Annotated in this window: 16 protein-coding genes; all 16 read left to right on the plus strand. The window is 38.6% G+C overall.

Features of this window, described 5'->3' with window-relative positions:
• Positions 1-116: 116 nt before the first annotated feature.
• Entirely contained in the window at positions 117-1,133 is a 1,017-nt protein-coding gene (locus MHH88_RS07490; RefSeq protein WP_069511796.1) for an NAD(P)H-dependent glycerol-3-phosphate dehydrogenase, read from the plus strand.
• Positions 1,134-1,549: 416 nt separating this feature from the next.
• Positions 1,550-1,759 (plus strand): DUF2768 domain-containing protein, encoded by a 210-nt coding sequence (locus tag MHH88_RS07495; RefSeq protein ID WP_024364291.1) that lies wholly within the window; start codon positions 1,550-1,552, stop codon positions 1,757-1,759.
• Positions 1,760-1,778: 19 nt separating this feature from the next.
• Complete coding sequence (locus tag MHH88_RS07500; protein ID WP_069511794.1) at positions 1,779-2,567, plus strand: hypothetical protein; 789 nt, start codon at positions 1,779-1,781, stop codon at positions 2,565-2,567.
• 155 nt (positions 2,568-2,722) lie between these two features.
• On the plus strand, positions 2,723-4,201 hold the full coding sequence (gene spoIVA / locus MHH88_RS07505; protein ID WP_339262202.1) for a stage IV sporulation protein A: 1,479 nt from the start codon (positions 2,723-2,725) through the stop codon (positions 4,199-4,201).
• A gap of 199 nt (positions 4,202-4,400) precedes the next feature.
• Complete coding sequence (locus MHH88_RS07510) at positions 4,401-4,673, plus strand: HU family DNA-binding protein (RefSeq protein ID WP_004232618.1); 273 nt, start codon at positions 4,401-4,403, stop codon at positions 4,671-4,673.
• A gap of 441 nt (positions 4,674-5,114) precedes the next feature.
• Positions 5,115-5,684: a GTP cyclohydrolase I FolE gene (folE, locus tag MHH88_RS07515; RefSeq protein WP_069511792.1), complete on the plus strand. Its 570-nt coding sequence runs from the start codon at positions 5,115-5,117 to the stop codon at positions 5,682-5,684.
• Positions 5,685-5,747: 63 nt separating this feature from the next.
• Positions 5,748-5,966 (plus strand): trp RNA-binding attenuation protein MtrB, encoded by a 219-nt coding sequence (gene mtrB / locus MHH88_RS07520; RefSeq protein ID WP_069511790.1) that lies wholly within the window; start codon positions 5,748-5,750, stop codon positions 5,964-5,966.
• Between the two features lie 312 nt (positions 5,967-6,278).
• Positions 6,279-7,046 carry a heptaprenyl diphosphate synthase component 1 gene (locus MHH88_RS07525; protein WP_069511788.1) on the plus strand — a complete coding sequence of 256 codons (768 nt, stop codon included), beginning with the start codon at positions 6,279-6,281 and terminating at the stop codon, positions 7,044-7,046.
• A gap of 16 nt (positions 7,047-7,062) precedes the next feature.
• Complete coding sequence (locus tag MHH88_RS07530) at positions 7,063-7,767, plus strand: demethylmenaquinone methyltransferase (protein WP_024364286.1); 705 nt, start codon at positions 7,063-7,065, stop codon at positions 7,765-7,767.
• A gap of 19 nt (positions 7,768-7,786) precedes the next feature.
• The gene (gene hepT, locus MHH88_RS07535) at positions 7,787-8,761 is read left to right on the plus strand and encodes a heptaprenyl diphosphate synthase component II (protein ID WP_024364285.1); all 975 of its coding nucleotides are present in this window, start codon (positions 7,787-7,789) and stop codon (positions 8,759-8,761) included.
• An 86-nt stretch (positions 8,762-8,847) separates the two neighbouring features.
• Positions 8,848-9,264, plus strand: a complete 417-nt coding sequence (ndk, locus tag MHH88_RS07540) for a nucleoside-diphosphate kinase (RefSeq protein WP_024364284.1) — start codon at positions 8,848-8,850, stop codon at positions 9,262-9,264.
• Positions 9,265-9,490: 226 nt separating this feature from the next.
• Positions 9,491-9,706 (plus strand): hypothetical protein, encoded by a 216-nt coding sequence (locus tag MHH88_RS07545; RefSeq protein WP_339262205.1) that lies wholly within the window; start codon positions 9,491-9,493, stop codon positions 9,704-9,706.
• 626 nt (positions 9,707-10,332) lie between these two features.
• Positions 10,333-11,847 carry an SH3 domain-containing protein gene (locus MHH88_RS07550; RefSeq protein ID WP_339262206.1) on the plus strand — a complete coding sequence of 505 codons (1,515 nt, stop codon included), beginning with the start codon at positions 10,333-10,335 and terminating at the stop codon, positions 11,845-11,847.
• A 347-nt stretch (positions 11,848-12,194) separates the two neighbouring features.
• Positions 12,195-13,343, plus strand: a complete 1,149-nt coding sequence (locus MHH88_RS07555) for a thiolase family protein (RefSeq protein WP_339262207.1) — start codon at positions 12,195-12,197, stop codon at positions 13,341-13,343.
• Between the two features lie 14 nt (positions 13,344-13,357).
• On the plus strand, positions 13,358-14,125 hold the full coding sequence (locus MHH88_RS07560; RefSeq protein WP_339262209.1) for a 3-hydroxyacyl-CoA dehydrogenase: 768 nt from the start codon (positions 13,358-13,360) through the stop codon (positions 14,123-14,125).
• A gap of 125 nt (positions 14,126-14,250) precedes the next feature.
• Positions 14,251-15,876, plus strand: a complete 1,626-nt coding sequence (locus tag MHH88_RS07565) for a long-chain fatty acid--CoA ligase (RefSeq protein WP_339262211.1) — start codon at positions 14,251-14,253, stop codon at positions 15,874-15,876.
• Positions 15,877-16,317 lie beyond the last annotated feature (441 nt).

Consider the following 16,317-nt stretch of genomic DNA (forward strand, 5'->3'; position numbering starts at 1 on the left):
GTTGGGTGGCGTCTTTTTTCAAAGGACTAGGCTAAATCACTAATTGGTTAAAATATGTGTAGCACACATATGGTCTTTTCGCGATTAACCTGTAGGAATTAAAAGGGGGAATAACAATGGAACGAGTTTGTGTACTAGGAGCAGGCTCATGGGGATCGGCACTAGCAATGGTACTTGCGGAAAATGGACACGATACGCTTGTCTGGACACATAGAGCAGATCAGGCTGAAGAAATTAATGCGCAGCATACAAATAAAAAGTATTTACCTGAAACGCTCTTACCGGAGAATTTACATGCAACGAATGATATTGCAAAGGCAGTAGCACATTCAAATACAATAATTGTAGCAGTGCCAACGAAGGCTATTCGAGAAGTTTGTGAAAAGATGACTGCTACATTAGACAGAAAAGTATTATTTGTCCATGTATCAAAGGGAATTGAGCCTGACTCACTAAAACGTATATCTGAAATTTTGGCTGAAAGCTTGCCAACTGAATTTATTGAAGAAATTGTAGTACTCTCGGGGCCAAGTCATGCAGAGGAAGTCGTATTGCATCATCCGACAACGATTACGGCAGCTTGTGCCAATATTGAAGCAGCTGAAAAAGTACAAGATTTGTTTATGAATCAATTTTTCCGCGTTTATACGAATGAGGATGTTATAGGCGTAGAAATGGGTGGGGCGTTAAAAAACGTGATAGCGTTAGCGGCAGGCATTACAGACGGTCTAAATTATGGTGATAATGCAAAAGCGGCACTAATTACACGTGGACTCGCTGAAATTACGCGCTTAGGTGTCAAAATGGGCGGAAATCCATTCACATTTGCGGGACTGACAGGTATGGGTGATTTAATCGTAACATGTACAAGCGTGCATTCTCGTAATTGGCGTGCTGGAAATATGTTAGGTAAAGGCATGAAACTGCCAGAAGTACTCGATCAAATGGGAATGGTAGTGGAAGGCGTACGAACAACGAAGGCAGCCTATCAATTGGCAGAAAAATATAATGTGGCAATGCCGATTTCAACAGAACTTTATGGTGTATTGTTTAACGATGTAGAGCCAAAAGTGGCGGTTGATGCATTGATGATGCGTATGAAAAAGCGTGAAATTGACGAAATGATGCACTAAATCACCGTAACGTTCAATTTATTAAACAGCAAGAATTTGTCATGAAATGGACACAAAAAAAGGTATCTCAGACACACTGTGAGATACCTTTTTTAATTTGAATGGCAAAAGGGAAATATAATTTTTAGTACTTTACTCATAACTAAACTGTGTAAAAAGTCCTTTAAATGTCCATAATCCTCTCTCTATTTAGTGAATATATGTTATAATTTCCATGAGGATATAGTTGAATACAGCTGTTGTTTTATTCTGTAATGCATCTCTTCAATTTTATTAGTATATCAAAAAAATAGTATTTTCAAATAAGTCTTTAAGCTATTTTCTTTTTTGCTACAGCGCCATTTCTTTTTTGAAGTTGCCCATAGTATAATAAACGTTGATTGTCTCGTGTCATTGAAGAAAGGTGGTAGACTAAAATGGGTCCGTTAGCACATATGCCTGCACTAGATGTCATGTGGGTATCTTTTTATTGTATCGGCTTTATGATTTTGTCGGTTGGTTTAATTTATTTAGGCCGCAATAAAATTTCAAATGGTTTTTTACGTACAATCGTAAATTTATTAGCATACATACTGTTTGGACTTGGAACATTTTTAATGGTACTGATTATTGCCACATGGCCTTAAAAAGGAGGAAGAACGTGTTATGAAAAAACTAAATGCTTTTCTTTTAACAGTGGCAATTGCCGTATTGTTAGGGGGCTGTGCCTATCCTGAGGAAGAAAAAGCCGCAAACCAAGTACCAGATGTCGACCAATTAGCAGCCGTACAACGTGCTGTCAATGAATATCGTGAAGCGACTGGTGGCCTTGTGCCAATTAAAAACAGTGAAATGGATACAGATATTTATATAAAATATTTAATCGATTTTGAAAAGCTTATGCCAAAATATATTGCTCAAATTCCTGGGAATGCCTATGAAAAGGGCGGTATTTATCAATACATTATTTGGGATCCAGAAAACAGTGCCGAAGTTAAATTAGTAGACTTAAACTCTGCTGAGCGCATGCGAGAGATTAATATTCGAAAATTGGGTACGCAATATATCCCGACTAAGGGTGCAATTGCCGATAATGTGTACCAAATTAACTTTGAAAAATTAGGCTACAAATCAGAAGTGACGGTGAAAAGTCCGTATTCAGGTGCTGAATTACCAATTTTTATGACTGGTGATGGCGAAATGCATGTGGATTATTCCATTGATTTAGGCCAACTTTTAAAAGAAGACAAGCCAGATGTGAAACCAGGGGATGATATTCGTCAATTGCTTGTCGAAAAGTATCCTGTTGTTCCAGCTTATTCAGTGCCCTATACTGTGGATGAAAACGGAGAGCCAACTTATATGATGGATGCCTATCAAGCGGATGTCAAAAAAGCTAAGGAAGAAGCTAAAGCAGCGCAAGAAGAAGAAAGCAAAGCTACTGAATCAAAATAAGTTTTTCACCTGTTTTTCACCCCAATCATTAGATGTTGGTCTAATGATTGGGGATTTTTTTTATGTGCCAGTCACTCAAACAATTCTCATATATTTTCATATTTCTCTGCATGGGCGCATATAGTGAAAAAGCGTAGATAAAGGAGGCAGAAACCTTGAGTGAAGCAGTATTTAAAGAAATTGCAGAGCGCACAAATGGCGATGTTTATATTGGTGTTGTTGGTCCAGTTCGGGTAGGTAAATCAACATTTGTAAAAAAAGTAATGGAAGCTGTAGTATTGCCGAATATTGTGGATGATACAGAAAGAATGCGAGCACAGGACGAGCTGCCACAAAGCTCGCCAGGCCCAGTTATCATGACTGCTGAGCCGAAGTTTGTGCCTGCTCAAGCGACTCGCATTGCGGTTGGCGAAGATGAAATGACATTCCAAATTCGTTTAGCGGATTGCGTCGGTTATGTGATTGAAGGTACAAAGGGCTATGAGGATGAAAATGGTCCGAAATACGTGCATACACCTTGGCATACGGAGCCGATCCCATTCCAGGAAGCAGCAAAAATCGGTACAGATAAAGTAATTCGTGACCATGCGAATATCGGGATTGTTGTGACAACAGATGGAACAGTTAATGGTATCAGCCGCCGTGCTGCTGAAAAAGCGGAAGAAGAAATTGTTGCGCAATTAACCGAAATTGGCAAGCCTTTTGTCATTGTGTTAAATTGTCAAATGCCCGCAAGAGAAGAAACGGTACAGCTTCGAAATGAGCTATTTGAACGTTATAATGTTCCAGTAATTGCGATTTCAATCGATCAAATGCGTGCTTCAGATATTCAATATATTTTACAAGAGGCATTATTTGAGTTTCCAATTCGGACGATTGAGGTTGAAAAACCAGATTGGCTCGACGTCCTTGATGCTACCCATCCACTAAACGTGGCATTAATTGATTCGATGGAAGAAGTGCTTTCGTCTGTGATGAAAATTAGAGACGTGCAACAAGCTTCTGATGCCTTTAAAGCGATTGATTTTATCGATCAAAGTGAAGTGGTGCATGTTGATTCAGGAATCGGTACAGCAGTTATTCGTGTGTCATTACAAGGTGAATTATATAAAGCAGTTTGTAATGAATGGTTAGATGAGCCGATTGAGTCAAAACGAGATTGGTTGTTATTTATAAAAGAGGCTGCTGAAGCGAAAGAAGCCCAAAAACGCTTTAAAGATGCCATTACTGAAGCAGATAATAGTGGTTATGGCGTAACATTGCCAATGATGCAAGAATTCGAACCAACTGCTCCAGAACTAATTAAACAAAATAATTTCTACGGCGTACGTATGAAAGCAAAAGCGCCATCTTATCATATTATACGTGTTGATATGGAATCAGAATTTGCGCCACTTATTGGTTCTGAATTCCACAGTCAGCAGTTACTAAAGGATTTAAATCATGCCTATTTACATGATCGTGAGGCACTTTGGCAAACACAACTTTTCGGTACGCCGTTGCATGAAGTGTTAAAAGAGGGCATACGCTATAAAATGAATGCAGTACCACCTACAGCTAAAAAACGTATGCGTCAAACAATTGAGCGTATGGTGAATGAAGGTGATAGAGGATTAGTGACATTTATTTTATAGAGATAAAATGGAAAATACTGAGCAAAAAAATAGTGCAGGACTATTCGTATTTATGCGAAAAGTCCTGTTATTTTTGTTTTTTGGGTGAAAAACGCATTTTTTGGTTATAATCATGAATGAATACAGTTGCGTCGCGGTTTTCTATGTGTTACTCTTTTTACAGAATTGGTTCATGACCCTTTGAGAGGAGGTGAATGGTGTGAATAAAACAGAATTAGTAAACTCTGTTGCTGAAGCTGCAGGTCTTTCTAAAAAAGACGCTTCTAAAGCAGTTGAAGCTGTATTTGATACAATTCAAGATGCTCTTGCAAAGGGTGACAAAGTACAATTAATTGGTTTTGGTAACTTTGAAGTACGTGAACGTGCGGCTCGTAAAGGTCGTAATCCACAAACTGGTAAAGAAATCGAAATCGCTGCTAGCAAGGTACCTGCTTTCAAACCAGGTAAAGCGCTTAAAGATGCTGTAAAATAATACACGTCTAGTAGTTACATAGAGCAGTCTTCATGTAAACGAGCATGAGGGCTGCTCTTTTTAACTTAATTTATAAAATGGCTTTTTTGAAATCGAAATTTGTATACATAGCATGATGAACGAAAACGATAATTTGCTTCACCAGAAGTCGTCTTTCGCTAAAAACGAGGATAAATGCCAAATAGGAACTGATTAGAGCAAGCATTCCATCAAAGATTGAATCAAGTTAAACGCTTTAGAAGGATACATAGAATTTAAAAGGAGCTTTTTGCGCAAACTTGAATATAAAATTTGGAAACAATTATGGCAGTCAATGCCTAATTACAGAAGTTATGTTGAATTTCTTTTAATTCAAGTAAGTCGTTTTGCGCTTAACTTTTGGATATGCTACGATGCATAGGGAAATGTGTAATGTTTTGATACGCAGGAGGGTTTTTACGAATGTCGAATGTAGATTTATTGAAAATAGAAGAAGCAGTGAAAATGATTTTAGAAGCTGTGGGCGAAGATGTGAATCGTGAAGGATTACTCGATACACCAAAACGAGTTGCTAAAATGTATGCTGAAATGTTTAGTGGCTTACATGAAGATGCGAAAGATTATTTCAAAACGGTTTTCCATGAGGATCATGAAGAACTAGTGCTTGTAAAAGATATCCCATTTTACTCAATGTGTGAGCATCATCTAGTGCCATTTTACGGCAAAGCACATGTCGCTTACATACCAAACGACGGCATTGTAGCGGGACTAAGTAAATTAGGCCGCGCGGTAGAAACGATTGCACGTCGTCCGCAATTACAAGAACGAATTACATCATCAGTAGCCGATACAATTATGGACATGCTATCTCCTAAAGGGGTTTATGTCGTAATTGAAGCAGAACATATGTGTATGACTATGCGTGGACTGAAAAAGCCTGGATCTAAAACGGTAACGTCAGTGGCACGTGGCATTTATGAACAAGATGAGGTAAAACGTAGAGAAGTCTTGTCATTTATTCAAATGTCTTAAACTGCATGTCTAATTATGTTATGATGGACTAAGAATTTGTCGGATTTAAGGAGTGTACAGACAATGGCGCAAGATTATATAGTAATACAGGCAGAAGAAGATGGTGTACATGTAATTGGCTTAACACGTGGTACAGATACAAAATTCCATCATTCTGAAAAATTAGATGCAGGGGAAGTAATGATTGCTCAATTTACCGAGCATACATCTGCCATGAAAATTCGTGGCAAAGCACAAATCCATACAGCACATGGTATTATCCAAAGTGAAGGTAAAAAGTAGCATAGTCATGTAAATTAGCTTCCATCGGTAGAGTCAACATACAGTGCTGGTGACTGGTTAGTTATAATCTGCAGATGTGCCGAACGCATATGAAAAAAGTAATATGTGTTGGTGAAACTGACTTTTACGGGCAAGTAGATTTCCTACCATTTTTTTCTTGTACTTTCCTTGGTAGGGTTCTACTGCCCGTTCGTGTTGGTGAAAGCAAAAACTTTTTATTCCGAAACGATGCTTATGCTATAATGACTCAGTAAGCAAGCGTTAAGTCATGTTGATGATGAACGTATTTGAAAGTGAAATGGAGTAAGGTCTATGAATGCAACATACATTCAAAATTCAATTGCACAGTTAAAAACAGAGATTTTCATGGATGTTCGTCATAGAACTTTGCAAAAATACACAGGAGCGCCTGTGCTCGATGAAAATCAACTGTTTTACTTGTTAGTGCCCTTCTTGAATGGAGAAGAGTGGCAACAAGAGCAAAGGGAAGCTGCAATAACTGTTGGAATTGTATATGCAGCGCTAGCGGCACATGATCATATAAAAGAATTAGATGCCACTTCAAAAGAACAGCAGCTAACCGTTTTAGCTGGTGATTTTTATAGTGGCCGGTATTATGAAATTTTAGCAATGTCGGGAAATGTCGCATTAATTCGGAATTTATCACAAGGTATCGTGTCACGTTGCGAACATCAAATAAAAGTGTATGAGGCAAAACAGCGTACAGTGGAACAATGGTGTTCTTCAATTAGCAATATCGAGTCAGGTTTAATTGCGAAATTTTTTGAGCTCTATGCATTGCATCAGTATATTCCAATAATGGAGAAGAGCTTATTGATCTTACGATTAGAAAGAGAATGGGCTATGTATCAACGTGGACAAAAATCATTGATGAGTAAAGTGCTGGAACAAAGTGCATTACAAACAGGTGCGACCTTCAATAGCGTCTTACAAGATAAAATTGCCCGCTTAAAAACAGAGCTGTTGCAAGTAATAGCACAAGCATCATTTTTACAAAGTGATGTAAAACAAGCTCTACAAGCACGTGTAGATGCATCGATTGCTTCTACAAACGGATAAGAGAGGTTTTTCTAAAATGGCTAAATCAAAAGAAGAGCACGTTCACGAAGTATTTGAAAGTATTTCTGAAAGCTATGACAAAATGAATGGTGTAATTAGCTTCCAAATGCATGTAGGCTGGCGCAACGACACGATGAAGCGCATGGCTGTCAAGCCTGGATCGAAAGCGCTAGATGTTTGTTGTGGCACAGCTGACTGGACAATTGCACTAGCTGAGGCAGTTGGAGAAAGTGGCGAAGTTAAGGGACTGGATTTCAGTCATAACATGCTGCAAGTGGGCGAAAAAAAAATAACGCCTTACCCGCAAATAGAACTGATACAAGGAAATGCAATGGAATTACCATTTCCAGACAATACATTTGATTATGTGACGATTGGTTTTGGTCTACGCAATGTTCCTGATTATTTACAAGTGTTAAAAGAAATGAATCGTGTTGTTAAACCGGGTGGCATGGTTGTATGTTTAGAAACATCTCAATCAGAAATACCTGGCTATCGACAACTATTCCGTTTTTATTTTAAATATATTATGCCGATATTTGGTAAAATTTTTGCAAAAAGTTATAAAGAGTATTCTTGGTTACAGGAATCCGCAAATGATTTCCCAGGTATGAAGAAGCTAGCGGCAATGTTTGAACAGGCAGGTTTAGAAAAAGTAACGTACAAAGCATACAGTGGCGGTGCTGCGGCAATGCATATGGGCTTTAAAAAGGTACGTTAATGGGGGAAGGTTTTCAAGCGTGGAAAAGATGAAGTTAAAACTACTCTATTCCGATTTGAAGTCAGATATTGATATCATCGAACAAGAATTAGAAAAAGCGGTGAATTCGTCTTCGCATTTAATTAACGATGCTTCTCTCCATTTATTACAAGCTGGTGGCAAACGAATCCGACCAATTTTTGTGTTGCTTGGCGCAAAATTTGGCGATTATGATATCGAAAAGATGAAAAATGTGGCTGTGCCTTTAGAGCTCATTCACATGGCGTCGCTAGTGCATGATGATGTGATTGATGATTCCGATATGCGACGAGGACGTCCAACTGTCAAATCCCAATGGAATAACAGAGTAGCAATGTACACGGGCGATTTTATTTTTGCACGTGCACTTGAGTACATCACAAAGCTAGAGGATCCACTTGTTCATCAAATTTTGGCACGTACAATGGTGGAAATTTGCAATGGCGAAGTGATACAAATTGAGGACAAGTTTAGATTGGATCAGGGCTTAAAGGATTACTTCAGACGTATTAAACGAAAAACGGCATTACTTATTTCTTCAAGCTGTGAGATTGGTGCAGTGGCAGCAGGTGTTGATGCAAAAACAGTAAGCCATTTGAAACGCTTTGGCTACTTTGTTGGTATGAGCTTTCAAATAATCGATGATGTATTAGATATTATGGCGACAGATAAAGAATTAGGGAAGCCAGCAGGTAGTGACTTATTGCAAGGTAATATTACATTGCCGATTTTGTTATTAAAAGATGATCCTCAAATGCAACCTTATTTAGCAAAAGTGTTTGCAGGGACATTAACGGAGCTTGAGCGCCAAAATATGTTGCAGTATGTGCGTAAATCTGACGCAATTACACAAGCTAATAAAATGAGTGATAAGTATTTGAAAAAAGCTTTACAAGAAATAGATGCTTTACCAAAACATCCAATTAAGAAAAAGCTTCGTGACATCGCTTTGTTTATGGGCAAGCGTAAATTCTAGCTTTTTGTTGTGCTAAAGCTTATTTTTTGTTAATATTTATCGGTAGGTGTAAAACCTGTTAGACGAATTTAAGGAGTGTTTTAAACATGGCAATCGAAAAAACTTTTTTAATGGTTAAGCCTGATGGCGTAGAACGACAAGTAGTAGGTGACATCGTTGACCGTTTTGAACGTCGCGGTTTTGTATTAAAAGGCGCTAAATTAATGGTAATTCCTCAAGAATTAGCTGAAAAACACTATGCTGAGCATGCTGAACGTCCATTCTTCGGTGAATTAGTAGACTTCATCACTTCTGGTCCAGTATTCGCTATGGTATGGGAAGGCGAAAACGTAATTAAACTTGCACGTACAATGATGGGTGCTACGAAACCAGAAGAATCTAACCCAGGTACAATCCGTGGTGATTACGCTACAACTGTATCTCACAACATCATCCACGGTTCTGACTCTCTTGCATCTGCAGAGCGCGAAATCGGCTTATTCTTCGGTGAAGATTTAGTTTAATTCGCACTTCGAAGAAGCGTAGCGAAAAAACTACGAATAGAACTCAATAAAAAAATCATCTATTTTCCGATGTAACTTTTACCTTCTAACAAAAAATGTTAGAGGGTTTTTTATTTGTCAAAATCTCTCAATAAAGTGAACGCAAACATTGATTTAGCTTTTTGACTAGCAAAACTGAAAAACAACCAAAGAAATGGTGAAAAAAATCAATAATTCAATAGTTAAAATGGATACTTTTGATGAGTTGGACGACATAAATATAACAATTCAATACGCAACACAAATTTTAAATCAACAATGGCGACTAAGTGGATTAAGACCAAGGACAATTGATAGGTATAACTATAATTTTAAGCGTTTTATTGAGGTTACCGAAGTTGAATATCTACATAAAATTAATAATGAAAAATTGATCAATATTTATCAAGTTTTGAAAATGTGAAGGACACTTCTTTATATGGTCGTTTAAAGCTGTTTTAAGCAAGTGTCACGATAATGGCTGGTAATAACTCAAAGTTATGGACAAACATCAAGATAAATCAACCATGGGGGGTGAATAAATGGGTGCGTAAAAGTGCGAGATTATAAAACAAATTATGATGAGATTGCGATAGCCTATCATTAAGTTGGTGTGCTTTTTCTATATGAATAAGATTAATGAATAAATATAAGAAGCGACAAAGCAAACACGCTCTTGGTTGTAATAAGGAGTGTGACAAAGTTCTATTTTTTTAACTTTGAGTCAGCCAGCTTACTACAACAATTGTAGCAAACTTACAGAGTCATTTAACGAGCTTGTATGAGTTGATAGATTTTGCTTGGGCTTGTTTCAATGGACTTTAGGAAGCTTATCTATTTCACGATAAGTAAAAATCCAACAATCACTATGTACAAACATTTCACCGAATTAAAATTAAACAATATATGTTTGAGCTATCACTTATCGTTAGTTAATGTTAAAATAAGGAAAAAATGACTATTACCTCTATCTCAAATATTGGGTTTATGATAACATATATATGAATCTTTTAACTTTAAATAATATGAAAGGAAGTGTAATGATCATATATGAAAAAGATATTGAAACCATTGATTAGTGTTATTGCCATTGGTACCCTCTCTCTATCTATCAACATCGATAAAAATGTATTCGCTAATAATATTGCAAATACATGTGCGTATGATTCGGCATCGAAAGTAAACCCTGATTATTCCACAATGAACTGTTTGTTAACTGAAACAGCACTGAATTATGATGTTCCTCCTGAAATTGTGAAGGCAATAGCGGAAGGTGAAAGTGGAAATTGGCGTCATTTTGATAAGAATGGTGAAGCAATTGTGACAGCTGATAATGGAATTGGCATTATGCAAATTACAAATCAAGCAGGCTACAATCAAGATAGACTAAAAAGCGATATTGTCTATAATATTCAAGCTGGTGTAGAGACTTTAGATAATATGTTTAAGCGAAAGGATTTACCTAGCATCAACGGTGGACAAAGAGATGTACTGGAACATTGGTACTTCGCTATCATGGCTTATAACGGTACTAAGCCAGTAAATAGTCCAATTGTTCAAGCAACTGGTGAAAGAAATACCAATGCCTATCAAGAAAGAATACTCCGAATTATTAATAAATTGGAATTAATAGACTTAACAGAGCTACCTTTTTCACGTGAACATTTTCAATATGACTCTAACAGCAGGGAAAATATTAAATTTTCAACGTTGCACTATGATTTTGATTTACCATTAACAAAATCTAAGTATTTTTTTGAAACAAATCAAAAAGTTAGTGCAATAACGAATGTAACAATTAGGACAAGACCTACTACGGATAGTCCTTCTTTGGGTACTTTACGTGAAGGTGAAGTTGTTACCATTACGGGTCCTTTTGAATATGAAAAAGTATCAACGAAGAAAAACCATTTTGTTTGGTATCCTGTGAAAAGAAGTGACGGGACAGAAGGCTATGTAGCATCAAGTTATTTAAACTACTCAGCTTCAACATCAACACCAACACCTCCAGTAACACCGCCCACAACGGGCAACATTGATGTATCAAAGTTTGCTGATTACAATGCAAACCAATATTGGGCTGAGGATTTTAAGTGGGCAGTCAATATCGGTATCATCAGTGGATACCCAAATGTGAAAAACCCATCAACAGGTAAGTACGAAAACTTACTTAAACCGTACACGAACTTAACGGAAAACCAAATGTTATCTATCCTATTCCGTTACTTCAAACCATCAGAACTAGCTTCAACGATAGCTAATACTTCATGGTATGGAGACGTAAACTACCAACTGGCTACAAAATACTCTCTACCAGTTCTAGGTGCAAACACAGCATCCAAACAAGCCATTGCAGGGAAGGATATTACACGGGGTAACTTCGCTCGTATCTTAGCTTCAATGCATTATGGTAAGACTGTATCTCAGTCAGAAGCTATTAAATTCCTTCGTGATAATGGTTTAACAACTACTAAAACAAATGAAGAGTTTAAACCAAATGATTCTCTAGCAAGAGCGCACACAGTGGCATTCTTCCACCGTTACGAACAAACATTCAATAACTAAATTGCTACTTACAAGTGAAAAGGTGACTATAAAAGTCATCTTTTCTTTTTTATGTTTAATAAATCCTTTCTTGACACCCTTGGAGAAAGCATAACAATGGAAGGCGCTATGATAAGTGACAAAATAGCTATTGAAAGTCAAATGAATTTACAAACTTTCCATCTGTTTTGGCTGTGAGTGCAATCCTTATAAGCTATAATATTTTGGGGATAAATGCTATAATATTCAGATAATTTGTTGCTAGTAAATAGTTTCATAAAGCGGTATATATTTTCTAGCAAGCAAATAAACTTAAACGTAATGCATTAAGGGGAATGACAGAAACGTTTTAGAAAAGGGGTAGTTATATGAGAGAAGTAGTAATAGTAGCAGCTGTTCGTACCGCAGTTGGACGTAGTAAAGGCGCTTTAAAGGATGTACGTGCAGATGATTTAGCAGCAGATGTGCTACAAGAAGTAGTAAACCGTGCTGGGATTGACAAAGGTCAAGTGGAGGATGTTATTTTCGGCTGTGTGACGCAATCAGGTGAGCAAGGTGCAAATATTGCCCGCACAGCGTTATTAATGGCAGGCTTCCCAGAGAAAGTTCCTGGCGTCACGATTGATCGTCAATGCGGTTCTAGCCAGCAAGCTGTGCATTTTGGCGCACAAGCTATCTTAGCAGGTGATATGGATATTGTTATTGCTGGTGGTGTAGAAAGTATGACAAGGGTGCCAATGTTTTCAAATATGCAGAGTGCTCATAAAGGCAAACGCTTACACGAAAATTTTACGATTATTCATCAGGGGCTATCAGCTGAGAAAATGGCGGCAAAATGGCAATTTTCAAAAGACCATTTAAATCATTTTGCTTATGAAAGTCATAGACGAGCTTTAGCAGCTATTGAGGCAGGTCATTTTCAACAGGAAATTATGCCTGTTCATATAACACAAGAAGACGGAACGGTTACCATATTTGAAGTCGATGAAGGACCGCGTGCAGATACAACTATTGAACGATTAAAAGACTTAAAAACAGTCTTTCAAGAGCAAGGGGTTATTACAGCCGGAAATGCTAGCCAAATGAGTGATGGGGCATCGGCTGTCGTGCTGATGTCGTTAGAAAAAGCACAAGAGCTTGGCATTCAACCGCTTGCAAAAATTGTCACACGTGTTGTGGTAGGCTCTGATCCGACGCTTATGCTTACAGGTCCAATCGAGGCTACAAGACAAGCCTTGAAACGTGCAGGACTGACAATTGAAGAAATAGATACGTATGAGGTCAACGAAGCATTTGCCCCTGTGCCACTTGCTTGGTTACATGACATCGGTGCAGACCCAGCAAAGCTAAATCCAGATGGTGGTGCCATTGCTTTAGGACATCCATTAGGAGCAACAGGTACGAAGTTGTTAACGACAATGGTATATCGGATGCAACGTGAAAATTTACGCTATGGCCTTATTGCTATATGCGAAGGTATGGGCATGGCAAATGCCACAATTATTGAAAAAATGTAAAGGGGTTGTGTGGGATGAAATGTCATGAAGTTGTAGCAATTGTAACAGGTGGTGCATCAGGCTTAGGGGAGGCAACTGTCCGGAAAATTGTTGAAGAAGGTGGCAAAGCTGTTATTTTTGATGTCAATGATGAGAGAGGGCAGACACTCGTGCAAGAATTAGGTGAAAATGTCCGCTATGTCCGTGTTGATGTGACACAGGAAGCGGATGTGGCAGCGGGGATTGAACATGCGATAGCAACATTTGGACTGATTAATGTTGCTGTTAACTGTGCAGGGATTGCGGATGCTAGTAAAGTCATTTCAAAACGTGGTGTCCATGCCCTTGGATTATTTTCAAAAGTGATAGCTGTCAATTTAATTGGCACATTTAACGTTATTCGTCTTGCAGCCGAACAAATGCAGCATAATAAGCCTGATGAAGATGGGCAGCGAGGCGTTATGATTAATACAGCATCTGTGGCTGCATTTGATGGTCAAATTGGACAAGCAGCTTATAGTGCCTCAAAGGGTGGAGTAGCGGCGATGACATTGCCGATTGCGCGTGAGCTTGCAGAGCTAGGCATACGAGTAATGACGATTGCGCCTGGGCTAATTGAAACGCCGATGTTTGCGTCGCTAGCTGAACCAGCTCGTACAGCACTAGCAACTATGACACCGTTTCCTAAACGTCTTGGCAAACCATCCGAATATGCACTGCTTGTAGAAAGTATCATTCATAATGTTATGCTTAATGGCGAGGTCATTCGCCTTGATGGTGCGATACGAATGCAACCGAAATAAAAAAATTTAAGTACTTATGATGTAAAAAGAATAGTCGTCGATAAAAACGAATGTTTTGTAGCAGCGGTCAGCTTCGGTTTAATTAGGGCGTGATAAACGTCAGGATAATGAAAGGGAGCGATGTTATGCATATGATGGATACACCTTTACTACTGACAAGTTTTTTAAGTCGGGCAGAACGATTCTTTCATGCGAAAAAAATCTATTCGCGTACAAGCCCTACAATGATTCATGAGTTTACTTATAAAGAGTTTGCTATTCGTACTCGTAAATTAGCGGATGCTTTAACGACACTTGGCATGGACCGAGGGATAAAAGTTGGCACTTTTGCTTGGAATCATCATCGTCACTTAGAGGCCTATTTTGCCGTACCGTGTGCTGGTGCAGTACTGCATATGATTAATATTCGCTTGGCGCCTGAGCATATCGTGTATGTGATAAATCATGCAGAAGATGAAATTTTGCTTATTGATGAAAATCTAGTACCTGTTATTGCACCAATCGTGTCCCAGCTTAAAACGGTGAAGCATTTTATCGTGATGGGGGATGCCGTTGAATTGCAAAACTCGCCACTACCCAATGTACTTTCCTATGAAGAACTACTTGCAGAGGCAAATGGTGATTTTGAATTTCCAGATGATATAGAGGAGAATGCGCCTGCTGGCATGTGCTATACAAGTGCAACAACAGGCATGCCAAAGGGTGTTGTCTATACACATCGGAGCATTGTTCTTCATAGCATTACAGCTGGGCTGTCTGATAGCATCGCTATATGTGAACGTGATGTCGTGTTACCGGTCGTCCCAATGTTTCATGCCAATGCTTGGGGTTTACCGTTTGCTAGTGTGTTATTTGGGGCTACTCAAGTACTACCTGGACCGATGTTTACACCACAGCTATTAGCCGATTTAATTGAACAGTATAAAGTAACATTAACAGCAGGCGTTCCAACGATTTGGCTTGGTGTGTTACAAGCGCAACGTCAACAACCACGTGATTTATCGTCGTTGCGTTCCGTTATTTGTGGTGGCTCCGCATCGCCCATTGGTCTTGTGCGTGGTTTTGAAGAAGAACAAAAAATTCCGTATTTCACGGGCTACGGAATGACCGAGACATCACCGCTTGTTAGCTTATCGACGTACTTATCACATATGGAACACTATTCGACAGACGAAAAGATGCACGTTCGCACAACGCAAGGGATTACGATGCCACTTCTTGATATGCGAATCGTTAATGAACATGGTGAGGTACCATGGGACGGCAAGACGATGGGGGAAATTACAATTAGAGGCCCTTGGATTGCTAGTGAATATTATAAAGACGAGCGCACGGCAGAAGCTTTTAAAGATGGGTGGCTATATACGGGAGATATTGCGGTGATGACCCCTGACGGCTATATTAAAATTACAGATCGTACAAAAGATTTGATTAAGAGTGGTGGGGAATGGATTTCATCTGTGGAGCTTGAAAATGCATTAATGACACATCCGAAAGTGTTTGAAGCGGCAGTGGTGGCCATTCCACATGAGAAATGGTTGGAACGTCCGCTGGCATGTGTCGTTCCTAAGCCTGAATATAAAGATTCCATTACGAAGGAGGAACTGCTCGATAGTTTGCGAACACAGTTCCATAAAACGTGGATTCCCGATGATGTTGTTTTTTTAGATGAAGTGCCGAAAACATCCGTTGGCAAATTTATGAAAGCTAAGTTAAGGGAAAATTTAAAAGATTATCGTGTGAAAATTTAACAGTTATATTAATATGGTAATAGACTGGAGCTGGGACATAACTCAAAAAATTTAAGAAACAGACGAAAGGTGTTCATAATTTTTTGCTATATGGAGACCTTAGCTATTCTTGCTTTTGCAATAAAAAAATTAGAAGTGTTCACTAGTTGTTGGTAGCGAAGGCGGTGACTCCAGCTCAGAACAGCACATAATGTTAGACGCTGGCATTCCGCGCGTTAGCGAGGGTTGCGGCTTACTGTGTTGAGCGGAAAGCACCGCCGTAGCGGACAACAACGGCATAGCAAAAAAGTGTTAGATTGATGGCAGTCAATCTAACACTTTTTCTCTTTTGATGCCTTTTATTGTATTGGACGCTGTGTTGGGAGAAAACGCTTGATGTCTATAACAAAAGACGTATGTTTTTCCTCGAACTAATTTTTCATTGTTGCTTAATTAGAAAAT

Origin of the sequence: Lysinibacillus sp. FSL K6-3209 (genome assembly GCF_037976175.1) — a bacterium.
Lineage (GTDB): Bacteria > Bacillota > Bacilli > Bacillales_A > Planococcaceae > Lysinibacillus > Lysinibacillus sphaericus_D.